Raw genomic sequence first — 25,153 nt, forward strand, 5'->3', positions numbered from 1 at the left:
CCTAGGGGCCGGTATCAAATACCCCCCGAAGCTCCACATTCGGCTCGGCCCAGGTACCTGATACAGTGTAGGTGGCGCTGGTGAGCCTGCTTAACGGGTCGCCAAGAATCTTGTCGAGCACAAACAGGGCCCCACCGATAGGCGCTCCGGCTCCCATCAGAATGGCCGCCAATGGCAGGTTCTGGGTGATGGGGAGCACCAGTACCAGACGCATATCCAGAGTTTCGTTCACCATGTTGGTGCTGCCGCTGAGCTTGAATGCTCCCGACGGCCCCACCAGCTGGAGTTCCGGATCCATTGTCACCAAGCCATCGGTGACATTGGCTTTGCCGGAAATGGCGTCAAACGCAACACCCCGTTCATACAGATCGGAAAAATCCAGCCGCAGGCGCCGCCAGAGCGTATCGGTATTCAACAGGTTGAAAATACGGAAGAGCTGGGCGGAATTGCTCTCCTGCATGATCACTCCATCATCCAGCCGGGCACTCACCGTTCCACTGAGTTTGCCCGGGGCAATTTCGTCGGGGCTGCCCGGCCAGCTCAGGTCCAGTTCAACGGCGGTTTGTGCGTTGGTCATGGGGATCACAGAGCCGGTCAGCGCCTCAAGATCTTTCAGGGCTCCGCCCTCAAGGGTGCCGGTAAAGCGGGTGGTTTCCCGGTCGCCGACAATGCTCCAGGCCATGTCACCTGCCAGTACCAGAGAGCCAAGACGCCCTTCCAAACCGCGCACGTTCAGTTTCTCTGGCGCTGGCCGCAGCCGGAACCGCCAGCTACCCGCGGATTCGTTGCCCAGCCGAAGATCATCAATAGACGCATCCACATCGGGCCAGTTGCCGATATCCAGTTCGCGGAATGCCTGCAACTGCTCCTCCAGAGTCAACAGATGAGGCGTATCGCCAGAGGCGGACACCTGGTCTTCGCGGATCAGGCTCAGGTGTTCAAAGTCAGCAATGATGGTGCCGCCGGACTTTGGTAAAGAAACTCTGCCAGCAGCCCGCTCAGAGCGGGTATGCACCACCCAGGCAGTATCCAGGTTCAACGCTTCAATCTCGATTCCGGTCAGGGTTTGGGTGCCCAGACGAACTTCATCAAAGGTCAGGTCAAAACCGGTCTCCCGCCACTGGTATACGGCTTTCAATCGCTCCTGCCAGTCTGCTAAGACCCGTATACCGCCTTCGGCAAAGGGATCGATACTTACTTCCAGAGGAGCAGAGGCTTCCGGCTCTTTTGCCAGGGCACCAGGCCAATCAACCGCCAGCCCGGCCAGATCGCTGGTTACCGTGATCACCGGGTCAGCCTCGCCTGCCCCCAGCACGATTCCGGCGCTGTAATCCAGCATTCCGGACAAGCCGGTAAACAGGGCCTCGGACAAGCCGACCGATGCCGGAAATTCCGGGACAGCCAGGCGACCCTGCTGGCGAATGGCCAGGCCGGTCTCTCCCATCATCTGAAAATCCACCCGCACCGGCTGGCCAAAAAACTCCGCCGCCAGGCCATCTCCACTGAACCCTTCCCGAGTATCAAAGGTCAGGTCTGTGCTTATCTGCGTCCAGGCAAGCCCTGCCCCGGGCAACTCGAACTCTCCGTTTTCGGTTTTAACATTGGCGATGACACGGGTTTTCTGCCCACCGCTATCCAATGGCAGCTCCAATCCGAGCCCCAGGCGAAAATCTCCTCCGTACACCGCATCAAGGCCGTCGTAGCCCAGCAATCCGCTTAAAGGCGTGTTTTCCAACCACCAGGGAATGGCCGTTCCCGGCACCCGCGCACTGGCATCCACCTTCAGGCCGGTTATCCTGCCCTGGCCCCGTTCATCCGGTATGGTGGTTACCGAAGCGCCGGTTATGGTCAGCCCGGCAGTGCGACCGCCGCTCAGGGTGACTCTGGTATCGGTATTCTGCACTTCCACCCGGCCACTGGCCTGTTCCACCAATGGCCAGTTCGGGTCGTACTGAACCCTGCCCTGTTCGAAATCAAACCACATAGAGGAAACAAAGGAGCCGGGTGGAGCCTGTGAATCAATGCGGCCGTGGCCGTAATACGCCCCGGCCACCTCTGCCTCCCGAATGCTGGTACTGAGCCATTGATACAGGCTCTCATCCACCACATGCGCAGGCACAAAATCCGCCACCATGTCGGCGCTGCCGCCTTCCACGGAGACCCGCAGACCAAGGTTGTCCTCGCCCGCTGTCTGCAGGCGCAGATCAAAGGCTCCGGTAATCCGGGTGTTGTCGGCGTAATCAATGTCGAGATCGTTGGACACCACCCGGATAACCTCACCATCTATCAGCCAGGTAACCGTTCCGGCCAGGCGATTCAGGTTCCAGCGGGTGTTGAACAGCTCGGGAAAGCCCAGAGTTGAAGGCGTACGGGTGTCCAGGGTGACCGCGCCACTGTGCGCATCCAGCTGTAACCACCCGTTAAGCCCCGTTGCCCCGGGCGCACCAGACGCCGCACGCACCCCAAGCTCCCGGAATCGGGACGTCAGAGAAAAATCAGCAGGCTGCTCCGGCAGTATCAGCAGAAGGTCATCCAGATACCCGGAAGGCAGATAATCCGCCAGCGCCTTATCTGCCTCCTGGGGCAGAATCCTCAGTGCCCGGACCAGGCGCCGCAGCGGTTTGAGCGGCAAGGAGTCGGCCACCAGTGCGGCACCCCTGGGGTGGGGCTGAAGGCGAATGCTAAACGGGCTGATGTCGCTGTCAAGCCACTGCCACTGCAGGCCCTGTAACGTCAGGGCTTCGCCGTCACGCCAGCCGAACCGGGCCTGAATATTCTCCAGAGGTGCGAGGGATTGCTGGTTCACCCCCAGCTGCAGATAGGGTGTGCGCACTTCCCCCTGAACCTGATGCAAGGTGCCACGGTCGAAGGTCAGCCAGAGGTTGCCGCCAATATCAAAGCCCTCTACCCGGATACCTTTCCAGCTCAGGTCATCAATCAGGCCGTCGAACAGGCGGCCCGAATCCACATCCAGATAGAGCTGGCCGGTAAACTCACCCCGGAAAAAGCGCTGACCAACCAGAGCAAAGCTGGCAAGCTGGGTGGCGGTGCCGCTTTGCATCGCTCGCCCTGCCGCCTGGAACAAACCACTCCGGTACGACAGATCCAGCTGCGGAATATCCAGAAATCTCAGATCCTCCCGACTGGGCCCGAGCGCCATGCTCACGCGGGTGACCCGCGCCTCGGGGTTGGAAAGCCAGTGCCCTGCCAGCCGGAGCCATTCCTGCCATTTGGGGGTTGCAGGGCCTGCCAGATCTGCCATTTCCTCAACCGGATTGATGTGTTCATCTCCGGGCGGGCGGATCAATGTGAGCTCCAGGCCGTCGGCATCAAAGTTCCTGAACACCAGGCGCATGCGAAACAGACTTGCGATAAAGTCCAGCCGGACACCCAGGTGCTCCAACTCCGCCGACAGGCGGTCGGAATCGCGGGAACGGATGCGGATGTCTTTGGCGGTTACGGCAGGATCCAGCCAGAACCATCGGGAAGACAGGCTGCCGACGGTAATGTCCAGCCCGGAAGCCTCTGACAGCGCTACTTCGAGGTCATCGGTAAAGCGGTCTATGTTTGCGGTTAACTGGCGACCGATTCCGGCGTACAGGGCAAACAGCACCAGAACGACCAGCAACGACCACCAGATCAGGCTGGAGAAAACACCCAGGCATCGCGCCAGGATTCCACACCTGACTTCATCTGACCCCGGGCTACCCTGCTCGCGGCTCGGCATACTTCGGCTCCCTGCAACGCCCGTTATCAGCTATCAGAGCAGAACAACATCGTATTGTTCCTGACTGTAGAAGGGCTCCACCTGGAAGCGTATGGTTTTGCTGATAAAGGTTTCCAGATCGGCCACGTTGTCGGACTCTTCGTCCAGCAGACGATCCACGACCTTCTGGGATGCCATAACCAGATAGTTTTCGGCCTCGTAAGCCCGATTCACCCGGAGGATCTCGCGGAAGATCTCGTAGCACACGGTTTCAGCGGTTTTCAGGAAGCCCCGGCCATCACAAATCGGGCACGGCTCACACAGCACCTGGCCCAGGCTTTCGGTGGTGCGTTTGCGGGTCATTTCCACCAGCCCCAACTCCGACACCCCGGTAATCTTGGTTTTGGCGTGATCCCGCTCCAGCATCTTCTCGAGCATGCGGTGAACCTGCCGCTGATGCTCGGTATCTTCCATGTCGATAAAGTCGATGATGATAATACCACCCAGATTACGTAACCGGAGCTGTCGGCTTATGGCTCTGGCGGCTTCGAGATTGGTTTTGAAAATGGTTTCTTCCAGATTGCGATGACCAACGAAGGCACCGGTATTGATGTCGATGGTGGTCATGGCTTCGGTCTGGTCGATAATCACGTAACCGCCGGATTTAAGCTGAACCTTTCTGCTCAGGGCTTTCTGGATTTCATCCTCCACGGAGTAAAGGTCGAAGATTGGCCGCTCCCCCGGATAGTACTCAACCTTGTCGGCGAATTCGGTAACAAACTCACGGACAAACCCCATGACGCGCTGATAGCTTTCACGGCTGTCTATCCGGACTTTTTCTGTTTGCGGTCGGATCAGATCGCGGATAGTGCGGATAAACAGGGGCAGATCCTGATAGACCACAGACGGCGTGGCTGCCGTGGAGATGCGCTCGTGGATCGACTGGCTGAGCCGGTGCAGGTACTGCATATCGGCAATCAGTTCTTCAGATGACGCGGCCTCGGCGGCGGTTCGAATAATATAGCCGCCCCGGACATCGTCGTGCTCTGCGGCTCCGGCCTCAACCAGGCCTTTCAACCTTGCCCGCTCGGTATCGTCTTCGATTCGCTGGGAGACACCGATATGCCCGACGCCGGGCATAAAAACCAGATAACGGGACGGTATGGATAACTGGGTAGTTAGCCGGGCACCTTTGGTGCCGATGGGGTCTTTGGTTACCTGAACCACCAGCGACTGGCCTTCGCGCAGCAGGGTACGGATATCCGGCACCGTTTTGGGCGACTCGCTGGGCTGCTCCTCATTACCCGACTGGCTCACAATAACGTCAGACGCATGAATGAAGGCAGCCCGCTCCAGCCCGATATCCACGAAGGCCGCTTCCATACCGGGCAGGACCCGAACCACTTTACCCTTGTAGATATTGCCGACGATGCCTTTGCGACTGGTGCGCTCGATGTAGGCTTCCTGCAACATACCGTTTTCAACCAGAGCCACCCGTGTTTCCACCGGTGTCACGTTGATCAGGATTTCTTCACTCATGGCTGGCTCTCCTTACCACTGCCCGGCCAGTTGTCACAGACGGTATAGCCTGCCTCTGCCAGTAATTCTGCGGTTTCACACAGTGGCAACCCGACCACCGCACTGTAACTACCCTTCAATTCACAGACAAAGATACCACCAAGACCCTGAATACCGTAGCCTCCGGCCTTGTCAAAGGGCTCGCCGCTGGCCACGTAGGCGTGTATTTCTGCCTGGCTCAGCGGCCGGAAGGTCACGTTCGTGGTCACCACCCGGCAATGACAGCGGCCTGCGACGGCCACCGCCACCGCGGTGATCACCTGGTGGGTAGACCCCGACAGGCGCTGCAACATGCTTCGGGCGCTGGCCGGTGAATCCGGCTTCCCCAGGATATCGCCACCGATGACCACCGAAGTATCGGAGCCCAGCACCGGCAGGCGGCTTTCAGCCCCGGCAACCGCCAGCGCCTTCTCCCGGGCCAGACGCTCAACATAGGCTTCCGGTGCTTCACCGGGTTTCGGAGTTTCGTCGATATCGGCCGGTACCACCTCGAAGGGCACGCCTATCTGTGCCAAAAGTTCGGCACGGCGCGGCGATGCAGAGGCGAGAATAAGGCGGCTCACAGCACCCACCCCAGCTTGCGATTCAACCGGTCCAGCACGGCACTGACCACCGGCCAGGCAAGAGCGCTGGTTGCCGCCGGCCACAGGTAACTGAAACCAATGTCTTCCGCCCCCAGCAGTTGCTTGACGAAATGCACCAGCATCTGGTCGATGCCCAACAGCAGAAACACCATCACGCATTGTTGTGGCAGCGGATACATACGCAACCTCTGATGCACGGTCATTACCAGGAAGGCTATCAGCGCCATGCCCATGGCATTCACGCCCAACGGGGTGGACTCCAGAACATCCAGCAGCAAACCGAGGCACCAGGCCACCATCACCCCGAACTGCCCCGGCGCCCGGAAGGTCCAATAGAATACAATCAGGCCAAGCCATTCAGGCCGATAGGCGAACCACTCGGCGGGAAACAGCGAGATGCTCATAACCAGAGAGAGCACCACAGTGACAAAAAATAACGGATAACTTATTACCGAGAGCATCAGCCAGCGTCCTCACTGCCTGGGCGGTCACCCGCAGTATCGGAATTCTCTGCCGGAACCGGGTGCTGTTCAGGCTGGAAAACCACCAGAACCAGCCGGCTCTCACTTAACCGTGCTTTCGGAAGCGCCCGGATGGTGACGAAGGGCTCGCCCGCTTCTTTGGTGATACTTTCCACTTCGGCAACCGGATACCCACGGGGGAAACGCCCGCCCAGCCCGGAGCTGACCAGCATGTCACCCTCGCGGATATCGGCCGTACTGGGTACATGCAGAACATCGAGTTCGCGTGGATCTCCGGTGCCCAGCAGAATAGCCCGCAGCCCGTTTCTTACCACTTCTACGGGCACCGCATGGCTGCTGTCCGACACCAGCAATACCCGGGCGGTAAACTGGCTGGACTGCACCACCTGCCCCATCAGACCTTCGGCATCCAGAATGGCCTGGCCGGGCTTGACGCCGTCGCTTTCGCCTTTGTTAATAACAATTTCGTGGGAATAGGGGTCCGGGGAGACCGCAACGATTTCGCCAACAATCACCCGGTCATCAAGAGCTTCAGAGGAGTTGAGCAGGCGCCGAAGCTCGTTGTTTTCAGAGGCCAGCGCGGCGTACTTCAGGGCCCGGCGCTCCAAAATCAGCATTCGGGTTTTCAGCTCTTCGTTTTCCCGCTGCAAATCATCACGGCTGACGAAGAGCCCGGAAAACCAGTCAGAAAATGAATAGGGGGCATTACCAAGCCAGTACACCGGTGCCAAGCCGGTCGCCAGGGTGCTGCGCAGAGGTGCCAGCTTATCAAAACGAGCATCGGCAACGATTAACGCTGCCGATATCAACAAGACGAGCAGGAGCCGGAAACCGGGTACCGGCCCCTGGGCGAAGATGGTCTTAATGGCTCAGTCCCCCCACGGGCATCAACCCTCCTGGGAGAACATTCCGATACCAGCACGATCAATGACTTCGAGGGCTTTACCGCCACCGCGAGCCACACAGGTAAGCGGGTCTTCGGCAATGATGACCGGCAGGCCGGTTTCTTCACTGAGCAGTTTGTCCAGACCGCGCAGGAGTGCGCCGCCACCCGTCAGCACAATGCCCCGCTCGGCAATATCAGACGCCAGCTCGGGCGGCGACTGCTCCAGAGCACTTTTTACCGTCTGTACGATCTGTGCCAGGGATTCCTGCAGTGCATCCAGGATTTCTTCGCTGTTCAGTGTGAAGGCACGGGGAACACCCTCGGCAAGGTTGCGGCCACGAACGTCGATCTCGCGGATATCCAGCCCTTCATAAGCGCAACCGACTTCGTGCTTGATACGCTCGGCGGTGGTGTCACCGATCAGGCTGCCGTAATTGCGGCGGACGTAAGTCACGATGGCTTCGTCGAATTTATCGCCGCCCACCCGCACTGATTCGGCGTAGACGATACCATTCAAAGAAATAATGGCGATTTCGGTGGTGCCGCCACCGATATCAACGATCATAGAGCCACTGGCCTCTTCAACCGGCAGTCCGGCGCCGATAGCGGCCGCCATGGGCTCTTCAATCAGAAATACTTCCCGGGCTCCGGCACCCAAAGCGGATTCGCGAATAGCTTTGCGCTCTACCTGGGTGGATTTGCTGGGCACACACACCAGTACGCGGGGGCTCGGGGTAATGAAGCTGTTTTCGTGGACTTTGTGGATAAAGTGCTGCAGCATTTTTTCGGTAACAACGAAATCTGCGATAACACCGTCTTTCATGGGGCGGATGGCGGTGATGTTGCCCGGGGTGCGCCCGAGCATTCGTTTGGCCTCGGAGCCAACGGCAGCAACCATTTTCTGGGAGTTGTTGGTGCGAATGGCAACGACTGAGGGTTCGTTGAGGACGATGCCGCGTTCGCGCACGAAGATGAGGGTGTTGGCGGTGCCCAGGTCGATGGACAAGTCGCTGGAGAATAAACCTCGGAGTCTTTTGATTAACATTCGTGTTGTTTCAACCTGAGAGTTGCGGTTGCAGTAAAGAATGCGGCAACTTTAGCAGTGAGCACCTACTCAGGCAAGGCGCCATCGGGGCCTTGGGGCTTACCATTCTCACATTTTACCGTTTTACACGGGGCCAATGTTGCAAGTGATTCTGCTAATATGTGCGCCTTATTTTAAAGTTTGAGTAGCACGCTGTCCGATAGGTGGTGCCGGAACCCCCTCGAGAATGCTGTTTCCGAGGAGATTTTCAGGCGCTGGTGCAGGCCTTTTGCCACGCAACGCGGATTCATACCAAACCAACGGTGCAGTTCTGGATTAATTTATTACATTGTTTTCACACACGCTTTTGGAGGCAACGTGAGCATTTCCCGCGCGGACATTGAGAAAGTTGCCGTGCTCGCCCGCATCAAAGTGGACAGCGAGCAGGTTTCGGCTTTGGAGAAAGATCTGGGCAATATTCTGGATTTGGTGGATCAGTTGAGTGCCGCCGACACTGATTCGGTGGAGCCCATGGCGCACCCTCTGGATGCGGTGCAGAAGCTACGGCCGGATGTGGTTTCCGAGACCAGTCAGCGGGAGGCTTTCCAGGCTATTGCGCCCGCTACCGAGGATGGGCTGTATCTGGTGCCCAGGGTTATTGAGTGATTTGGTCGTCCATCAGTTATTTCGGGATTTATCATGCATAACAAGTCCGTAGCAGAGCTTTCCAGAGAGCTGGAGAGCGGCAAGATGTCGAGTGTGGAGCTGACTCAACAGTTCCTGGACCGTCTTAAGAGTGAAGACGGCAAGTACAACAGCTTTATTACCGTTTCCGATGAGCAGGCGCTGGCCGAGGCCAGGGCTGCCGATGAGATGCGGGCCGCTGGCAAGGCCACGGTGTGGACCGGGGTGCCGTTTGCCCACAAGGATATTTTCTGCACCAGTGGTGTGCGCACGTCTTGCGGCTCGAAGATGCTGGATAATTTTGTGCCGCCCTACGACGCCACGGTAACCGCAAAGTTCAAGCAGGCGGGCGCAGTGTGTCTGGGCAAGACCAACATGGATGAGTTCGCCATGGGGTCGTCCAACGAGTCCAGTTTTTATGGCCCGGTCACTAATCCCTGGGGCCTGGCAAACGGCGACAAGCGGGTGCCGGGTGGTTCGTCCGGAGGTTCGGCGGCGGCGGTGGCGGCACGGCTTGTGCCGGCAGCAACCGGTACCGATACCGGCGGGTCTATACGCCAGCCGGCAGCCTTGTGCGGCATTACCGGGTTAAAACCAACCTACGGCCGGGTGTCCCGTTACGGGATGATTGCGTTTGCGTCGTCTTTGGATCAGGGTGGGCCGATGGCGCGCACGGCGGAAGACGCCGCGTTGATGCTGAATGTAATGGCGGGCCACGATCCGAAGGATTCCACCTGCATCGACCGGGACGTGCCGGATTACACCGCGACGCTGAACGAACCGCTAAAGGGCCTGAAGATTGGCCTGCCAAAGGAGTATTTCAGCGATCAGCTGTCGCCTGCGATGGAAGAACAGGTTCGTAACGCCATTCGTGAATATGAGAAGCTGGGCGCGACGGTAAAAGAGGTGTCGCTGCCAAACGCCAAACTGGCCATCGCCGCCTATTACGTCATCGCTCCGGCGGAGGCCTCGGCCAACCTGTCCCGGTTCGACGGTGCCCGTTACGGCTATCGCTGTGAACAGCCAAAAGACCTGATGGATATGTACACCCGTACCCGGGCCGAGGGCTTTGGCAACGAGGTGAAGCGGCGGATTCTGGTGGGTACCTATGCCCTGTCTGCCGGTTATTTCGATGCCTATTACCTGAAGGCCCAGAAGGTACGCCGCCTGATTCAGCAGGATTTCATTAACGCTTTTAAAGAGGTGGACATCCTGATGAGCCCGGTGACGCCTTCACCGGCCTTTATCCAGGGTGAAAAAACCACCGACCCGGTGTCTATGTACCTGGAAGACGTGTTCACCATCGCCATCAACCTGGCGGGTATTCCAGCCATGTCGGTACCGGCAGGTTTTGTCGATGGCTTGCCGGTGGGGCTGCAGATGATCGGGGATTATTTCTCGGAAGCACGTTTGCTGAATGCCGCCCATCAATTCCAGCAGGTGACCGACTGGCACCAGCGTGAACCAAAATAAGCCCGGACGAGGAGACCAACACATGCAGTGGGATATCGTGATCGGGCTGGAAATTCATGTTCAGCTCGCCACCCAGACCAAGATTTTCTCCGGCTCCAGCACCGCCTTCGGTGCCGAGCCTAACACCCAGGCCAGCGCCGTTGACCTGGCCATGCCCGGCACCCTGCCGGTGCCTAACGAACAGGCGTTCCGCTATGCCGTAATGTTCGGCCTGGCCACCAACGCCGAGATCGGCCGCCGCTCGGTGTTCGAGCGCAAAAACTACTTCTACCCGGATCTGCCCAAGGGCTACCAGACCACGCAACTGGACAAGCCCATCGTCGGCCCCGGTTATGTCGACATCGACCTGGCCGATGGCAGCAGCAAGCGGGTGCGTATTCACCACGCCCACCTGGAAGAAGACGCCGGAAAATCCCTGCACGAGGATTACCACGGCATGACCGGCATCGACCTGAACCGGGCGGGCACGCCGCTGATTGAGGTGGTCACCGAACCGGACATGAATAGCGCCGAAGAAGCCGTGGCCTTTGCCAAGAAGCTACACAGCCTGGTGACCTCGCTGGGCATCTGCGACGGCGATATGTCTCAGGGCTCCATGCGCTTTGACGTGAACATCTCCCTGAAACCCAAGGGCAGCGATACTCTGGGCACCCGCACCGAGACCAAGAACCTGAACTCGTTCCGGTTCATGGAACAGGCCATCGCCCACGAAGTCGAGCGGCAGATGGACATTCTGGAAGACGGCGGCAGCATCACCCAGGAAACCCGCCTGTACAACGGCGACCGGGACGAATCCCGCTCCATGCGCAGCAAGGAAGAAGCCAATGATTACCGCTACTTCCCCTGCCCGGATCTGCTGCCAGTGGAAATCGACGACGCCTTCATCGAAGACGCCCGCGCCCGCCTGCCGGAACTGCCCGACGCCCGCCGCGCCCGCTTCAAGGAGCAGTACGGCCTGAACGACTACGACGCGGGCATTCTGTCTGCCGACGCCAAACTGGCCACCTTCTTCGAAGAAACTGTGGCCCACGGCAAAGACGCCAAACTGGCCGCCAACTGGATTCAGGGCGAGTTCTCAGCGCGCCTGAATGCCGAGGAGAAGTCCGTTGCCGAATCGCCCATCACCGGTGCCCAACTCGGTGATCTGGTGGTGCGCATCGCCGACAACACGCTCTCCTCCTCCGGCGCCAAGAAGGTGTTCGAGGCCCTATGGACCGGCGAAAACGACAACGTGGACGCCATTATCGAGGCCAAGGGGCTGAAACAGGTGTCCGATACCGGTGCCCTGGAAGCCATGGTGGATGAGGTTCTGGCTGGTATGCCGGATCAGGTGGCCCAATACCAGGGCGAGGAAGACCCGAAGAAGCGCAAGAAGATGCTGGGTGGCTTCATGGGGCCGCTGATGAAGGCCTCCAAGGGCCAGGGCAACCCCAAGCTATTCAACGAGATTCTTGTCCGCAAGCTGGGTGGCTAATCACCGGCCTCCGGGGCTCTGACCAGGGCCCCGGTTTTCTTGACCTTGGGACAGGCCCGCTATCTGGGCCCTAGCCTGCCGGTTTTGGTGCAGGCAGGCTTTGGGCTTCCTTCCCAAAAACCGCTACAAGCACCCGCAAGCGGGCCCGGCCAGCAATCATAGATTGCTGTCGTTCGGCTGCGCATGAAGCTTCGCTTCATAAACGCTTGCCTCACCCATGTGCGCTTCTCTCCGGCCATCCATGGCCTCCGAAATTTTTGGGAAGGAAGCCCAAACCCTGCCGATTAAACGTGTGTGCAGCACGCTCGCAAAAACAAGAGCGTTTTTTGGGAGGCGTCTCCCGCTGTGGCTAACTCCAGATTCAGAAGGCTGGGCGAAGGCGAACACCAACACTAAGAAGCCAGCCGCCGAAACACCCGCTCAAATTGAGCAATATTTTGCTGGATATAGTCGATAAACGCCCGCATCGCTGGCGTAGGGTGCCGAGCCTGGGGATAGACCACGCACCAACTGCGCCGCAAGGGAAACCCGACAATCGGCGGCACCTGCAACGTCCCCAGCTTCAACTCCGACACCACACTCAAACGCGGAATCACCGCTACCCCCAACTCCGCCAACACGCCATGCTTCACCGCATCATTCGACCCCAACTCCATGGACGGCGACAACTTCAACCGGTGCTGCTGGCAATAAAGCTCCAGCGCCAGCCGACTGCCCGACCCCGGCTCGCGCACCAGCAACTGGCTGTCGAGAAAATGCTGCGCGGTTACTCTACCCTTCTGCAATAGCGGGTGCCCCGCCGGCACCACCGGCACCAGTTCGTTGTCCAGAAACGGCAGTGAGGACAAGGGCCGCTCCGTGGGCACCATCCCCATAATGGCCAGGTCATCGCTATTGTCGTTCAGGCGCTGCAGGGCAGTGGCGCGGTTAACCACGGCTACCGAGACATTCACTTGCGGATTCAATTGCAGAAACGCCCCCAGAAGGTACGGCACCACATACTGGGCCGTGCTTACCGCCACCAGTTTGAGATCACCCGCCACCCGCCCTTCCAGTGCAGCGAGGCGATCCTGCATTTGCGCCAATTCCTGGAAAACCGCGCTCACGCACAAGGCCATTTCCTCACCAGCAGCGGTGCAGTATAGCTGGCGCCCGACATACTCGAACACAGGCGTGCCCAGCGCCTGTTCGAGATGGCGCATCTGACTGCTGACGGCGGGCTGGGTAAGGCCAAGCAGCTCGCCAGCCCGGCTGTAGCTTTTCAGATCGTACACAGCCTTGAATACCTGAAGCTGCCGGAAGGTCAGGCGGCTGGCGAGTTTCTGGATGCTGAGCGGCATAGGCTTTTCCCGAATCGACTTTATTTATAAGTTATCACTTATAGATAACCGAAATAATATCAATTTTTCCTCATCCATCATCGCATTTAAGCTTTTTTCACCTTCAATCGGGACGACGAAACGAGGAATCGCCCATGCTGAAGAAAGTGCTTATCGCCAACCGGGGCGAAATTGCGGTGCGCATTGTGCGCGCCTGCGCCGAGATGGGGGTTCGTTCGGTGGCCATTTACACAGAGCCCGACCGCTATGGCCTGCATGTAAAGCGAGCGGACGAAGCCTACTCTCTCGGCGAAGACCCCATCGCCGGGTATCTGGATCCGGCCCGGATTGTGAACCTGGCGGCGGAGATTGGCTGTGACGCCATCCACCCCGGGTATGGCTTTTTGTCGGAGAACGCCCGCTTTGCCCAACTGTGCGAACAAAAAGGCCTGACCTTTATTGGCCCGAAATCCGACGTTATCCACAAAATGGGTGACAAAACCCAGGCCCGGGACAGCATGCGCGCCGCCGGGGTGCCGATTACGCCAGGTTCTGAAGGCAACCTGGCCGATCTGGACGAGGCCCTTAAACTGGCCAACGAGATTGGCTATCCGGTGATGCTGAAAGCCACCTCCGGTGGTGGTGGCCGGGGCATTCGCCGGTGCGACACCCCCGATGAGCTAAAAACCCAGTACCCGCGGGTGATCTCGGAAGCAACCAAAGCTTTTGGTTCGGCCGAAGTGTTCATGGAGAAATGCATAGTCAACCCCCGCCACATTGAGGTGCAGGTGCTGGCCGACAGCCAGGGCGACGCCATTCACCTGTTTGAGCGGGATTGTTCCATCCAGCGGCGCAATCAGAAGTTGATCGAAATCGCCCCCAGCCCTCAACTGACCCCGGAGCAGCGCCAGTACATCGGCAACCTGGCAGTGAAAGCGGCCAAGGCCGTGGGTTATGAAAATGCCGGTACGGTGGAGTTTTTGCTGTCTGGTAATGAAGTCTATTTCATGGAAATGAACACCCGGGTGCAGGTAGAGCACACCATCACCGAAGCGATTACCGGGGTGGATATTGTCCGGGAACAGTTGCGGATCGCCGCTGGGCTGCCGCTGAGTTACCGGCAGGAAGATATTTCCTACCGGGGTTTTGCGTTGCAATTCCGGATTAACGCGGAAGATCCGAAAAACGATTTTCTGCCCAGCTTTGGGCGCATTACTCATTATTACGCCCCCGGCGGCCCGGGTGTGCGGGTGGATACGGCCATCTACACCGGCTATGAAATCCCGCCCTACTACGACTCCATGTGCCTGAAACTGGTGGTCTGGGCACTCACCTGGGAGGAAGTGATCGCCCGGGGCAAGCGGGCGCTGGATGATATGCGACTGCACGGCATAACCACCACCGCCAACTATTACCAGCAGATTCTGGATCACCCGGATTTCCGGGCGGGCAAGTTCGACACCAGCTTTGTGCCCAGCCACCCGGAATTGCTGAACTACTCCACCAAACGTCACCCCAGTGAAGTTGCACTGGCCATTGCCGCCACCATTGCGGCCCACGCTGGCTGGTAATTCGAAGGAGCATTGAATATGAGCAAGACAAAGAAAATTGAAGTAACGGATCTGATCCTTCGCGACGCACACCAGTCCCTGATCGCAACGCGCATGCGCACCGAGGATATGCTGCCTATCTGCGACAAGCTCGACCAGGTTGGCTACTGGTCTCTGGAAGTCTGGGGCGGCGCCACGTTTGATGCCTGCGTACGATTTCTGAAAGAAGACCCCTGGGAGCGGCTGCGCCAGTTGCGCGCAGCATTGCCCAACACCCGCCTGCAAATGCTGCTGCGAGGCCAGAACCTGCTGGGCTACCGGCACTATGCGGATGACGTGGTGGAGGCGTTTGTCCAGAAAGCGGCGGACAACGGCATTGATGTGTTCCGCATTTTCGACGCCCTGAACGACCTGCGCAATCTGGAAACCGCCATGAAGGCGGTGAAGAAAGCAGGCAAACACGCTCAGGGCACCATCTGCTACACCACCAGCCCGGTACACACCCCGGAACTGTTCGTGAAGCAGGCAAAAGAGCTTCAGGCCATGGGCGCTGACTCCATTGCCATCAAGGACATGGCGGGGCTGCTAACACCCTATGCCACCTACGAGTTGGTCAAGGCCATCAAATCCGCGGTGGATCTGCCGCTGGTGATTCACAGCCACGCCACTGCTGGCCTGGCTGCCATGTGTCAGCTCAAGGCGGTGGAAGCTGGCGCTGACCGTATCGATACCGCCATTTCCGCTTTTGCCAATGGCACCAGCCACCCGGCAACGGAATCCCAGGTGGCCGCCCTGAAAGGCACCGACTATGACACCGGCCTCGATCTGGTACTGTTGAGCGAAATCGCCGATTACTTCCGCGAAGTGCGCAAAAAGTATCACCAGTTTGAAAGCGAGTTCACCCGGGAAGACGTGTCGGTGCAGATCAACCAGGTACCAGGCGGCATGATGTCCAACCTGGCCAACCAGCTGAAAGAACAGAATGCCCTCGACAAGATCCGGGAGGTGTTCAATGAAATCCCTAAGGTCCGTGAAGACCTTGGCTATCCTCCTCTGGTTACGCCCACGTCGCAGATCGTCGGCACCCAGGCCGTCTATAATGTGTTGGCGGGGCAACGCTACAAAACCATTACCAATGAAGTAAAACGTTACCTGCAGGGCGGCTATGGCCATCCGCCAGCGTCGGTTAATGCGGAAGTCCAGAAAAAGGCCATCGGTAACGAAGACGTGAATGAGGGGCGCCCGGCCGATTTGTTGAGCCCGGAGGTGGCCAAGTTGCGAGAAGACATTGGTAGTCTGGCGCAGAGCGAGGAAGATGTGCTCACATACGCCATGTTCCCGGATCTGGGCCGTGAGTTTTTGCAGCAGCGGAAAGACGGCACTTTGCAGCCCGAGGAATTGCTGCCGGCCGAGCAAAAAGGCCGTGATCGCCTGGGCGGGGCGGTAGCCACCGAGTTTCGTATTGATGTCCACGGCGAAACCTACGAGGTGGCCGTAACTGGCGTGGGCGCCTCCGGCCCCGGCAAGCGCAAGCTCTATCTGTCGCTGGACGGCATGCCGCAGGAAGTGGTGTTCGAATCACTTAATGAGTATCAAGCGGGAGCCGGTAGCAGTGGGCGCAAGCAGGCGACAGACCCTGGCCACATTACCACCACCATGCCCGGCAATGTGGTGGATGTTCTGGTCAGCGAAGGCGACAGCGTTTCGGCAGGTCAGGCGGTTCTGATTACCGAGGCCATGAAAATGGAAACCGAAGTCCACACCAGCGTGGATGGCACTGTAAAAGCGGTTCACGTAACCAAAGGCGACCGGGTAACACCGGGCGAAGTATTGATTGAAGTTGCCTGACCGGCATTGAGGATAACCCATGGATCATATTGTTCGCGGAGTACTGGATTTCCGCAAAAACGTTTACCCGGAACGCAAGGATCTGTTCCGATCGCTGGCCGACAGCCAGAACCCGGACATTCTCTTTATCACCTGTTCGGACTCACGCATCGACCCGAACCTGATGACCGGCTCCGTTCCGGGGGATCTGTTTATCTGCCGCAATGCCGGCAACGTGATCCCTCCACACAGCAATGAAACCGGCAGTATGACCGCCTCCATTGAATACGCGGTGGCGGTTTTGAAGGTTCGACATATTATTGTCTGCGGCCATACCGATTGCGGCGCCATCAAAGGCGCTCTGGACATTCCGGCCCTGAAGGGGCTGCCTCACGTGAAGGAGTGGCTCGGGCATTGCCGGTCGGCCATGGAAATTGTCCGGGAACGCCACGGCATTGATGGCGAACAGGCGCTGGACGTCAAGTATCTGAACGAAGCCATTGAGGAAAATGTGTCCCAGCAGGTACAGCACCTGCGCACCCACCCGGTGGTGGCCGCCAAGCTGGCCACCGGCAAAATTGAAGTCCACGGTTGGGTGTATGACATAAAATCCGGCAACATCCGGTGTTGCGGACGGAACAGCGTCGACTTCAAGAATTTCGACGACTATTACACCGATACCATTGCCCGCGTACAGAACAGCCCGGCCTGAACTCCAAGCTAAAACGAATCAGCCCCGGAAGGCCGGGGCTGATTCGTTTCATTGGCGGCTTATCGCGCTCAGGCGAGTGACGCCCACAAGTCGTGCTCGTCGGCCTCTTCCACCACGGCCAGCACCACCTGCCCCGGCTGTAGCCCGGTTTCACCGTTCAGGTACACCATACCGTCGATTTCCGGCGCATCCGCTTTGGATCGGCCAATGGCACCCTCTTCGTCCACTTCGTCGATCAGCACTTCAATGGTCTTGCCGATTTTGGCCTGCAAGCGGGCAGCGGAGATGGCCGCCTGCTTTTCCATAAACCGGGCCAGGCGCTCTTCCTTCACCTCTTCCGGCACCGCTCCTTCCAGCTCATTGGCTGGCGCGCCTTCCACCGGGCTGTAGGTGAAAGCACCCACCCGATCAAGCTGCGCTTCATCCAGCCAGTCCAGCAGGTACTGGAAGTCTTCCTCGGTTTCACCGGGGAAGCCAACGATAAAGGTAGAGCGAATGGTCAGCTCCGGGCAGATCTCCCGCCACTTGCGGATGCGCTCCAGGGTCTTGCTGTCGTGGGCCGGGCGCTTCATCGCCTTGAGCACTTTCGGGCTGGCGTGCTGGAACGGGATATCCAGGTAAGGCAGGATTTTGCCCTCGGCCATCAGCGGAATCACATCATCCACATGGGGATAGGGGTAGACATAATGCAGCCGCACCCACACGCCCATTTCACCAAGCGCCTCGCACAGCGCCTGCATCCGGGTTTTCAGCGGGCGGCCCTGCCAGAAGCCGGTGCGGTATTTGATGTCGACACCATAGGCCGAGGTATCCTGGGAAATTACCAGGATTTCCTTAACCCCAGCATCCACCAGGCGCTGAGCCTCGTCCATCACATCGCCAATCGGCCGACTGACCAGATCGCCCCGCATGGAGGGAATAATGCAGAAGGTACAACGGTGATTGCAGCCTTCGGAAATTTTCAGATAGGCGTAGTGCCTGGGCGTCAGCCGGATACCCTGGGGCGGCACCAGATCAACAAACGGATCGTGTTCTTTCTTGGGCGGCACATACTGGTGTACCGCTCCGACCACTTCCTCATACGCATGAGGGCCGGAGACTGCCAGCACGCCCGGATGGGTTTCGCGAATTTTTTCCGCTTCAACGCCCATGCAGCCGGTAACGATTACCTTGCCGTTCTCGCTGATGGCCTCTCCAATGGCATCCAATGACTCCTGCTTGGCGGCATCAATAAAACCGCAGGTGTTCACCACCACAATATCGGCGTCGTCGTAGGTGGGCACAACGTCGTAACCGTCCAGCCGAAGCTGGGTCAGGATTCTTTCGGAGTCCACCAGGGCTTTCGGGCACCCCAGACTGATGAATCCGACTTTGCCGCCTGCAGCGGCGTTTTCTGCTTTATCGACCATAAAAACCTGCGGGGTTGTATTATCCCAATGAATAAGGAGCGCAATCTTACCGCAGGGCGTGGTTCAACGCAGCCTTACAGGTGCGCACCGGCTTCAGTATACATACTGACCCGCATCAACTTTCAGGCACAATTTGTGACATCGTGTTCAGAAACACCCTGCAATCCTGACATAATACCCTATGGATCGCTTGTTGATCACTTTGTAAACAGCTAATCTTGATATCGTTTGTCAATCCCGCTGTGTGGCAGCGGTACGAAACCGGTTATTTCTTTAAAGACATTATCTGCCAGAAGAATGCTCATGAGATCTAACGCCGCCAAAATCAATCTGCGAAACCAGCAACGGGTCGACGTCTCGACGGACATCAGCATCGAAAAACCAGACGGCTGCTGCCTGACCTGCAAGGTCTCCAATCTTTCGCGCTCCGGTGTCATGATTTCCTGCGATCAACATACCGTTCAGGCGCTGGTGCCTGGTATGCGGGCGCCCTCCCCCGGCTTCTGGATTGGCGTAAATACCTGCTTCACCGTACCGGTAGTGCCCACTCAACCCGTTACCGTGCTGGCCAGTGGAAACATCGTGCACATGCGCCGTATTGCCCGCAACGAGTTCCAGGTAGGCATTCAGTTTACGGAATTCGAAGACAATGGCTTTGAATATGTCGACCGCTACGTCGCCAAGCTGTTGTCAGACGCACGCACCCTGCCCGGCAGTACACACTAACCGGATTCTGAACGCACCGGCAGCACCTCACCCGCGCAGTGCTCACAGCAGCACCATATTCTAATGCGCTTAAATTCTAAATCGAAGGCTTCTTATGCCCTTACCGGCTCTGTTATAGTGGTAAATCCTATTTTCTGGCAACACTCTGCCCTCAGGGCAATGGATGATCATGACCACATACAACCTCACGCATCTCAAGCAGCTGGAAGCCGAAAGCATCCACATAATCCGGGAAGTCGCCGCCGAATTTGATAACCCGGTCATGCTCTACTCCATCGGCAAAGACTCCGCTGTGATGCTGCATCTGGCGCTGAAAGCCTTCTATCCTGGCAAACTGCCTTTCCCGCTGCTGCACGTAGACACTACCTGGAAATTCCGCGACATGATCACCTTCCGGGATCAGGTGGCGGAAAAGTTTGGCCTGGATCTGCTGGTGCACACCAATGAGGACGGCGTGAAGCAGGGCATCGGCCCCTTCAGCCACGGCAGCGCCAAACATACAGACGTTATGAAAACCCTGGCGCTCAAGCAGGCCTTGGACAAATACAAGTTTGATGCCGCCTTTGGCGGTGCCCGCCGGGATGAAGAAAAATCCCGGGCCAAGGAGCGGGTGTACTCATTCCGCGACGAATACCACCGCTGGGATCCGAAGAACCAGCGCCCGGAGCTGTGGAATACCTACAACGGCAAGGTCAACAAAGGCGAAAGCATTCGGGTGTTCCCACTGTCCAACTGGACGGAGCTGGATATCTGGCAATACATCTATCTGGAGAACATCGACATAGTGCCACTGTACTACTCGGCGGTGCGCCCGGTGGTTGAGCGGGACGGCACCCTGATTATGGTGGACGATGATCGCATGCCCCTGAAAGAGGGCGAGAAGCCGATGATGAAATCCGTGCGCTTCCGCACTCTGGGCTGTTATCCGCTCACCGGTGCGATTGAATCGGAGGCCAACACCCTACCGGACATCATCCAGGAAATGCTGCTGGCCACCAGTTCGGAACGACAAGGCCGCGTGATCGATCATGATTCAGCGGGCTCCATGGAACAGAAAAAGCGGGAAGGGTACTTCTAAGATGTCACACCAGTCTGATCTGATCGCCGACGATATTCAGGCGTACCTGAAACAACATGAAAACAAGGAGCTGCTGCGCCTGCTTACCTGCGGCAGCGTCGACGACGGCAAAAGCACCCTGATTGGCCGCCTGCTACACGACACCAAAATGATCTATGAAGATCATATGGCCAGTCTGAAAACCGACAGCGCCAAAATGGGCACTACCGGTGAAAAGCTGGATCTGGCGTTGCTGGTGGACGGCCTGCAGGCCGAGCGGGAACAGGGCATCACCATCGATGTGGCCTACCGCTACTTCAGCACCGACAAGCGCAAGTTCATCATCGCCGACACCCCGGGCCATGAGCAATACACACGCAACATGGCCACCGGTGCCTCCACCGCGCAACTGGCTATCCTGATGATCGACGCCCGCCACGGCGTACTCACCCAGACCCGGCGCCACTCGTTCATCGCGTCTCTTTTGGGCATTCGCCACATCGTGGTGGCGGTCAACAAAATGGATCTGGTGAATTTCAGCGAAGACCGCTTCAACGAAATCCGCGAAGAATATCTGGCCTTTGCCAACCAGCTGGGCCTGAAAGACATTCGCTTTGTGCCAATCTCGGCACTGGATGGCGACAACGTGGTCAACCGGAGTGACAACACACCCTGGTTCACCGGCCAGCCACTGATGGACATTCTGGAAAATGTGGAAGTCTCCCGGGATAAGAACCTGGCGCACTTCCGCTTTCCGGTGCAGTACGTTACCCGCCCCAACCTGAATTTCCGGGGCTTCTGCGGCACCATTGCCTCTGGCGTGGTTCGTCCCGGTGATGCGGTGATGGCACTGCCTTCGCGCCGCACCAGCAAGGTCAAAGACATCGTGACCTTCGACGGCAACCTGGATGAAGCCTACATCGACCAGGCCATTACCCTGACCCTCGAAGACGAGATCGACATTAGCCGCGGTGACATGCTGGTTAAAGTGGATGATGAGCCGGAAGTACACAACCGGTTTAACGCTCACATCGTCTGGATGACCGACTCCCCCCTTCAAACCGGCCGCCTTTACGATATCAAACTGGGGCCGACGTTTACTTCGGGCACCGTCAAACGGATTCACCACCAGACCGATGTCAACACCCTGGAACAGCAGGACAACCCGGCGCAACTGGCACTTAACGAAATCGGCCTGTGCGAACTGACCCTGAGCCAGCCCGTGGCCTTCGACGCCTATCAGCGCAACCACGCCACCGGCAGCTTTATCGTGATTGACCGACTGACCAACGTCACCATCGGCGCTGGCATGATTGACGGCCTGGCCGACGGCCTGGCTTCCCAGGATCCGGTCACCACCGAAGAACGGGAACGCCGCCTGGCCCAGAAGCCAGCCATTATTGGCTGTAACGGTAAGCAGGCATCGCAACTGGCTCTGGCAGTGGAACGCGCGTTGTTTGATCAGGGTAAAACCGCCGTGGTGGTCTCTGAAGAAAACACCGGAGACGCCGACCACCGCCGCCGCACCGCGCAACTGCTGAGTGCCAACGGTTTGATAGCGATTGTTATCAATTTGGGTTCCGATGTTGCCCATGTCAGCGGCAGCGCCGAGACCGGCGCCGAGATCCCCGAAGCCGTATCGACACTGGTACAGGAGCTGACTCGCAGCAAGCGAATCTGAGTACTGGTTCCTTCCGCAGACCCCTGCCCCGATCCCGCTCATTAGCAGGGGATCGGGGTTTCTTTCTGCGCCATCCGTGGCACAATCACGCCCCGCAGCCGACTACATCAGACAGGAGCAGCCCATGGCCATCAAACACCTGCGCACCGCTTTCGCCAGTCAATACCAGCCGGGCCAGCCCGCCCGCCTTGTAAGTGGCGAAGCCCAGCAGGAGCCCGGTGGCGATTACGAAGCCCTGCACAAGCAAATGAAGCGCCTGTTCAACAGCAAACCCGGCAAAAAATACGGCCGCTTCTCCGAAGACCTTGGCGAAAGTCCGTTCAGCGCCTGGCTGAAAGACTACCTGGAAGACAAACAAAGCTTTGCCGCCATGACCGACCGCCTGTTCGGCCAGTGGCAGGAATTGCTGAACGGCAGCCAGGAAGAGTTCGACGGCCACCTGGTGATCGTCCACGACGCCCTGGCCGACGCCGAGGTGGTGTACCTGTACGTGCTGGAAACCGACAGCGCCATGCGCTTTGACGGCAGCCAGAAACTGGATGCCACCGATGTGCTCAGCCTGTCCCGCCTGAACCTGGCCGCTCGAATTGAGCTGGACGACTGGCGCGAGGGCAAAGGCAGCGAAAACTACATCACCCTCATCCACGGCCGCGGCACCGGCGACCCGGGCGAACTCTTTATCCGCCTGTGCGGCTTCACCAACAGCGTCGACGTGGAAAAAGAAACCATGACCTTCCTCGACGCCGTCGAAGCCTTCGCCAAAACCAGCGAGCCGGAAAAAGCGGGCGAGGTACGCGCCAAAGCCTACGAATTCTGCAAAGACCAGCACGCCCTGGGCGAGCCGGTGGAAATCGAAGCCCTGTCCAACTACCTGGACGAAAGCCAACCCGAGCGCTTCAAGGAATTCGCCAGCCAGAACGCCGAACTACCGGAAACCGGCGTACTGCACCCGGACCACCGAAAAGTGAAAAAACTCGTCCGCATCGCGGGCTCCGGCGGTGGCATGAGCGTGTCCTTCTCCTCCGACCTGGTCAACCAGGCGGTGTACTACGACCGGGACAAAGACGCCCTGACCATCACCCGCCTGCCCAAAGCCCTGCGTGAACAACTGCAGCGATATCTGGAGGGACGAAATAATGAATAATATTCAGTGCTTTGAATCCTCGGCGTAAAACCGCAGAGCCGAGCTCAAGGAATCAGTAAACAAAAAAAATACTGGCGTAGTCGCTATCGCAGTCCAGAAACTGATGGGAAGACTTAAGAACTCTCCCATCAAGATTGCCGTGGAGATCGCCAGCGAGCTTGCACTGAACAAAGCAAATAGAATTCTCAGGGGAAGCCTGGAACCAGCCGCGCTGGCCCGTAGAATTCTGCAATGACAAACCGCTCCTGCAAAAAACAAGCCCACAGCCAAGAGGATTATCATCATTTAATCACTCTGGCCCGGTAACTCATCAAGCACGTTGTCGCAAAATTCGCGAGTAAATTTCTCGCGCCGAAAGTCCGCCCAAGTCTTCTCTGGTGTTAGTCTGAATGAATAGTCCTGCTCCATAGCTGAAACGCTCGCTGACAAAACCTCTTTATCCGTCCAACTACCCTGACGTATCAATCGTTCAGTATGAACAACGCCCGCCCCATACCGCTCGGCACCCTCAAAATCTCTGACCTCCTCTTCGAAGACCACAGCACATAAACTCAGGTTCAGTGAAGCCTTGGAATAACGGATCAATTCAGGAGCCAGGTTTTCACTTATCCCTTTGTTCGCCTGAGCATCGTCATAAAGGCTGAAAAGAAGAATCAGAGCGGCTAAAAACCACCACATCTCAAATGCAAATCTACTACTGAGCGGGATCATGGCAGCACCTTCCTGATGCAAAAGACTCCCGTAATAAAACTGAGTAGCGCGAAAAGCATAAATGCAAACGCGAAGGTCTTGACATCAAAAAGTTGATAACCGACCGCTGCCAGAGCCAAAGAGAAGACCAGAGCAAACAGCATAGCGACGAGGCCAACTGACAAGAACAACCATAGCCTGGCGTTTCGAGCCAGCTCCGGCTGCATCATGACGCGCCGCAACAACGTCAAAGCAACGTACCATGCGGCAATTCCAGCGCCAATTGACAATCCAACCATCAGAGATCCTTATACGCAAGCAACCCTCGGGCGGAAAGCTCCCGGCGCGCCCTCTCAGAGCTGTGTTTTGCCATTATATTCAAGCCAGCGATAACTATGGCTACCGGAATCACAATGTAACCGGCTTGCACAACTATTGCAGGATTAGCACCAAGCCTCCTCGCAACAGCTTCGACTAGTTGACTGCCTGCAACAGCCCGAACTCTATCTTTAACAAGCGCCTTACCACCAGATGTCGCAACCTCGTAAGCCGTTGTAGCTAAAGCGGCAACCGTTAGGCCTCCCAATATGCCATCGAGTCCTGAGGGCACGAGGTGCCCCGTCACTGTCTCAACGGCGTTATTAAGCTCGAAAAAACCCTGGAGTTCCTCATCACTCAAAGACCACATAAACCAGTATGGCTGAACCCGCTGCATAACCACGAGCTCACGCAGTTTCGCTTGCAGTCTTCCTACGGGAACTTCTTCGATTATGCGGCGGTTAACCTCCATGTGGTTCTGTCGATCCAAATGACGATGCACTGCTATTCCACATAGCAGGCCACCATAAAAGCCCGTATTCGAAGCTATTTGCTGCTTGTGCCCTGAATCCAAACCCATCAGATCGGCCAATGCCAATACTGGTGCCGATTGAAAGTCACTGGTGGTGTAACGAGTAATTGCGGAATTTGATTGCATAATACTGCATCCTTGCATGAATGATTGACGTGGCTTCGTTCAAAAATCTCCCTTCGCTAGGCGTAACTCAAATCGCACTACTGCCAATACGAGCGCACTCAGCCCAACTTTCCCCTCCATAAGGGAGATCAGTTGCGAAACTAACAAAGCTACTCTCCTTTATACAAGCCC

21 protein-coding genes are annotated in these 25,153 nt (G+C 57.7%); 10 read left to right on the forward strand and 11 right to left on the reverse strand.

Going from position 1 to position 25,153, the window contains the following annotated elements; all coding sequences use genetic code 11:
- Position 1 precedes the first annotated feature (1 nt).
- The 6 genes from C7H09_RS20540 to C7H09_RS11570 are packed head-to-tail and all read right to left on the reverse strand — an operon-like array spanning position 2 to position 8,281.
- Positions 2–3,727: a YhdP family phospholipid transporter gene (locus C7H09_RS20540; protein WP_106762747.1), complete on the reverse strand. Its 3,726-nt coding sequence runs from the start codon at positions 3,725–3,727 to the stop codon at positions 2–4.
- A 33-nt stretch (positions 3,728–3,760) separates the two neighbouring features.
- Positions 3,761–5,245, reverse strand: a complete 1,485-nt coding sequence (gene rng / locus C7H09_RS11550; RefSeq protein WP_106762749.1) for a ribonuclease G — start codon at positions 5,243–5,245, stop codon at positions 3,761–3,763.
- A complete protein-coding gene (locus C7H09_RS11555; protein WP_106762753.1) occupies positions 5,242–5,847 on the reverse strand; it encodes a Maf family protein in 606 nt (201 codons plus the stop codon). The genes rng and C7H09_RS11555 overlap by 4 nt, the downstream gene beginning before the upstream one ends.
- The gene (mreD, locus tag C7H09_RS11560; RefSeq protein ID WP_106762755.1) at positions 5,844–6,329 is read right to left on the reverse strand and encodes a rod shape-determining protein MreD; all 486 of its coding nucleotides are present in this window, start codon (positions 6,327–6,329) and stop codon (positions 5,844–5,846) included. The genes C7H09_RS11555 and mreD overlap by 4 nt, the downstream gene beginning before the upstream one ends.
- On the reverse strand, positions 6,329–7,207 hold the full coding sequence (gene mreC / locus C7H09_RS11565; protein ID WP_106762758.1) for a rod shape-determining protein MreC: 879 nt from the start codon (positions 7,205–7,207) through the stop codon (positions 6,329–6,331). The genes mreD and mreC overlap by 1 nt, the downstream gene beginning before the upstream one ends.
- Before the next feature lie 30 nt (positions 7,208–7,237).
- Positions 7,238–8,281 carry a rod shape-determining protein gene (locus C7H09_RS11570; RefSeq protein WP_106762761.1) on the reverse strand — a complete coding sequence of 348 codons (1,044 nt, stop codon included), beginning with the start codon at positions 8,279–8,281 and terminating at the stop codon, positions 7,238–7,240.
- A 357-nt stretch (positions 8,282–8,638) separates the two neighbouring features.
- On the opposite strand from C7H09_RS11570, the gene gatC reads away from it, so the two are divergent.
- From gatC to gatB, 3 genes are read left to right on the forward strand one after another with little or no spacing between them, the layout of a single operon-like run.
- Positions 8,639–8,926: an Asp-tRNA(Asn)/Glu-tRNA(Gln) amidotransferase subunit GatC gene (gatC, locus tag C7H09_RS11575; RefSeq protein ID WP_106762763.1), complete on the forward strand. Its 288-nt coding sequence runs from the start codon at positions 8,639–8,641 to the stop codon at positions 8,924–8,926.
- A 33-nt stretch (positions 8,927–8,959) separates the two neighbouring features.
- Positions 8,960–10,417, forward strand: coding sequence for an Asp-tRNA(Asn)/Glu-tRNA(Gln) amidotransferase subunit GatA (gatA, locus tag C7H09_RS11580; RefSeq protein WP_106762766.1), 1,458 nt, complete (start codon positions 8,960–8,962; stop codon positions 10,415–10,417).
- 22 nt (positions 10,418–10,439) lie between these two features.
- A complete protein-coding gene (gatB, locus tag C7H09_RS11585; protein WP_106762768.1) occupies positions 10,440–11,891 on the forward strand; it encodes an Asp-tRNA(Asn)/Glu-tRNA(Gln) amidotransferase subunit GatB in 1,452 nt (483 codons plus the stop codon).
- Positions 11,892–12,283: 392 nt separating this feature from the next.
- Here gatB and C7H09_RS11590 read toward each other — a convergent pair whose 3' ends face one another.
- The gene (locus C7H09_RS11590) at positions 12,284–13,231 is read right to left on the reverse strand and encodes a LysR family transcriptional regulator (RefSeq protein ID WP_106762771.1); all 948 of its coding nucleotides are present in this window, start codon (positions 13,229–13,231) and stop codon (positions 12,284–12,286) included.
- A 134-nt stretch (positions 13,232–13,365) separates the two neighbouring features.
- Between C7H09_RS11590 and C7H09_RS11595 the strand changes: the two genes are divergently transcribed.
- The 3 genes from C7H09_RS11595 to C7H09_RS11605 are packed head-to-tail and all read left to right on the forward strand — an operon-like array spanning position 13,366 to position 17,299.
- Complete coding sequence (locus C7H09_RS11595) at positions 13,366–14,781, forward strand: acetyl-CoA carboxylase biotin carboxylase subunit (protein ID WP_106762774.1); 1,416 nt, start codon at positions 13,366–13,368, stop codon at positions 14,779–14,781.
- An 18-nt stretch (positions 14,782–14,799) separates the two neighbouring features.
- Positions 14,800–16,608, forward strand: coding sequence for a sodium-extruding oxaloacetate decarboxylase subunit alpha (oadA, locus tag C7H09_RS11600; protein ID WP_106762777.1), 1,809 nt, complete (start codon positions 14,800–14,802; stop codon positions 16,606–16,608).
- A 19-nt stretch (positions 16,609–16,627) separates the two neighbouring features.
- The gene (locus C7H09_RS11605) at positions 16,628–17,299 is read left to right on the forward strand and encodes a carbonic anhydrase (RefSeq protein WP_106762779.1); all 672 of its coding nucleotides are present in this window, start codon (positions 16,628–16,630) and stop codon (positions 17,297–17,299) included.
- A gap of 68 nt (positions 17,300–17,367) precedes the next feature.
- On the opposite strand, the gene rimO is transcribed toward C7H09_RS11605, so the two are convergent.
- On the reverse strand, positions 17,368–18,708 hold the full coding sequence (gene rimO, locus C7H09_RS11610; RefSeq protein ID WP_106762782.1) for a 30S ribosomal protein S12 methylthiotransferase RimO: 1,341 nt from the start codon (positions 18,706–18,708) through the stop codon (positions 17,368–17,370).
- A gap of 303 nt (positions 18,709–19,011) precedes the next feature.
- Between rimO and C7H09_RS11615 the strand changes: the two genes are divergently transcribed.
- The 4 genes from C7H09_RS11615 to C7H09_RS11630 all read left to right on the forward strand — a co-directional run bounded on the left by C7H09_RS11615 (position 19,012) and on the right by C7H09_RS11630 (position 23,316).
- Positions 19,012–19,434 (forward strand): PilZ domain-containing protein, encoded by a 423-nt coding sequence (locus C7H09_RS11615; RefSeq protein WP_106762784.1) that lies wholly within the window; start codon positions 19,012–19,014, stop codon positions 19,432–19,434.
- A gap of 163 nt (positions 19,435–19,597) precedes the next feature.
- Positions 19,598–20,512, forward strand: coding sequence for a sulfate adenylyltransferase subunit CysD (cysD, locus tag C7H09_RS11620; RefSeq protein ID WP_338064041.1), 915 nt, complete (start codon positions 19,598–19,600; stop codon positions 20,510–20,512).
- Between the two features lies 1 nt (position 20,513).
- Entirely contained in the window at positions 20,514–22,172 is a 1,659-nt protein-coding gene (gene cysN / locus C7H09_RS11625) for a sulfate adenylyltransferase subunit CysN (protein WP_106762786.1), read from the forward strand.
- 124 nt (positions 22,173–22,296) lie between these two features.
- Entirely contained in the window at positions 22,297–23,316 is a 1,020-nt protein-coding gene (locus C7H09_RS11630; protein ID WP_106762789.1) for a nucleoid-associated protein, read from the forward strand.
- A gap of 285 nt (positions 23,317–23,601) precedes the next feature.
- On the opposite strand, the gene C7H09_RS11640 is transcribed toward C7H09_RS11630, so the two are convergent.
- From C7H09_RS11640 to C7H09_RS11650, 3 genes are read right to left on the reverse strand one after another with little or no spacing between them, the layout of a single operon-like run.
- Positions 23,602–24,027, reverse strand: a complete 426-nt coding sequence (locus C7H09_RS11640) for a hypothetical protein (protein WP_106762794.1) — start codon at positions 24,025–24,027, stop codon at positions 23,602–23,604.
- Complete coding sequence (locus tag C7H09_RS11645) at positions 24,024–24,305, reverse strand: hypothetical protein (RefSeq protein WP_106762796.1); 282 nt, start codon at positions 24,303–24,305, stop codon at positions 24,024–24,026. Before C7H09_RS11645 ends, C7H09_RS11640 begins: the two co-directional genes overlap by 4 nt.
- The gene (locus tag C7H09_RS11650; RefSeq protein ID WP_106762799.1) at positions 24,305–24,982 is read right to left on the reverse strand and encodes a hypothetical protein; all 678 of its coding nucleotides are present in this window, start codon (positions 24,980–24,982) and stop codon (positions 24,305–24,307) included. The genes C7H09_RS11645 and C7H09_RS11650 overlap by 1 nt, the downstream gene beginning before the upstream one ends.
- Between the last annotated feature and the right edge of the window lie 171 nt (positions 24,983–25,153).

Source organism: Marinobacter fuscus (genome assembly GCF_003007675.1).
Classification (GTDB): domain Bacteria; phylum Pseudomonadota; class Gammaproteobacteria; order Pseudomonadales; family Oleiphilaceae; genus Marinobacter; species Marinobacter fuscus.

Excerpts from the sequence above, each read along its gene's own strand:
- C7H09_RS20540 (WP_106762747.1), bottom strand. The coding sequence starts at position 3,727 with ATGCCGAGCCGCGAGCAGGGTAGCCCGGGGTCAGATGAAGTCAGGTGT.
- rng (WP_106762749.1), bottom strand. The coding sequence starts at position 5,245 with ATGAGTGAAGAAATCCTGATCAACGTGACACCGGTGGAAACACGGGTG.
- mreD (WP_106762755.1), bottom strand. The coding sequence starts at position 6,329 with ATGCTCTCGGTAATAAGTTATCCGTTATTTTTTGTCACTGTGGTGCTC.
- C7H09_RS11570 (WP_106762761.1), bottom strand. The coding sequence starts at position 8,281 with ATGTTAATCAAAAGACTCCGAGGTTTATTCTCCAGCGACTTGTCCATC.
- gatA (WP_106762766.1), top strand. The coding sequence starts at position 8,960 with ATGCATAACAAGTCCGTAGCAGAGCTTTCCAGAGAGCTGGAGAGCGGC.
- gatB (WP_106762768.1), top strand. The coding sequence starts at position 10,440 with ATGCAGTGGGATATCGTGATCGGGCTGGAAATTCATGTTCAGCTCGCC.
- C7H09_RS11590 (WP_106762771.1), bottom strand. The coding sequence starts at position 13,231 with ATGCCGCTCAGCATCCAGAAACTCGCCAGCCGCCTGACCTTCCGGCAG.
- C7H09_RS11595 (WP_106762774.1), top strand. The coding sequence starts at position 13,366 with ATGCTGAAGAAAGTGCTTATCGCCAACCGGGGCGAAATTGCGGTGCGC.
- oadA (WP_106762777.1), top strand. The coding sequence starts at position 14,800 with ATGAGCAAGACAAAGAAAATTGAAGTAACGGATCTGATCCTTCGCGAC.
- C7H09_RS11605 (WP_106762779.1), top strand. The coding sequence starts at position 16,628 with ATGGATCATATTGTTCGCGGAGTACTGGATTTCCGCAAAAACGTTTAC.
- rimO (WP_106762782.1), bottom strand. The coding sequence starts at position 18,708 with ATGGTCGATAAAGCAGAAAACGCCGCTGCAGGCGGCAAAGTCGGATTC.
- C7H09_RS11615 (WP_106762784.1), top strand. The coding sequence starts at position 19,012 with ATGAGATCTAACGCCGCCAAAATCAATCTGCGAAACCAGCAACGGGTC.
- cysD (WP_338064041.1), top strand. The coding sequence starts at position 19,598 with ATGATCATGACCACATACAACCTCACGCATCTCAAGCAGCTGGAAGCC.
- cysN (WP_106762786.1), top strand. The coding sequence starts at position 20,514 with ATGTCACACCAGTCTGATCTGATCGCCGACGATATTCAGGCGTACCTG.
- C7H09_RS11630 (WP_106762789.1), top strand. The coding sequence starts at position 22,297 with ATGGCCATCAAACACCTGCGCACCGCTTTCGCCAGTCAATACCAGCCG.
- C7H09_RS11640 (WP_106762794.1), bottom strand. The coding sequence starts at position 24,027 with ATGATCCCGCTCAGTAGTAGATTTGCATTTGAGATGTGGTGGTTTTTA.
- C7H09_RS11645 (WP_106762796.1), bottom strand. The coding sequence starts at position 24,305 with ATGGTTGGATTGTCAATTGGCGCTGGAATTGCCGCATGGTACGTTGCT.
- C7H09_RS11650 (WP_106762799.1), bottom strand. The coding sequence starts at position 24,982 with ATGCAATCAAATTCCGCAATTACTCGTTACACCACCAGTGACTTTCAA.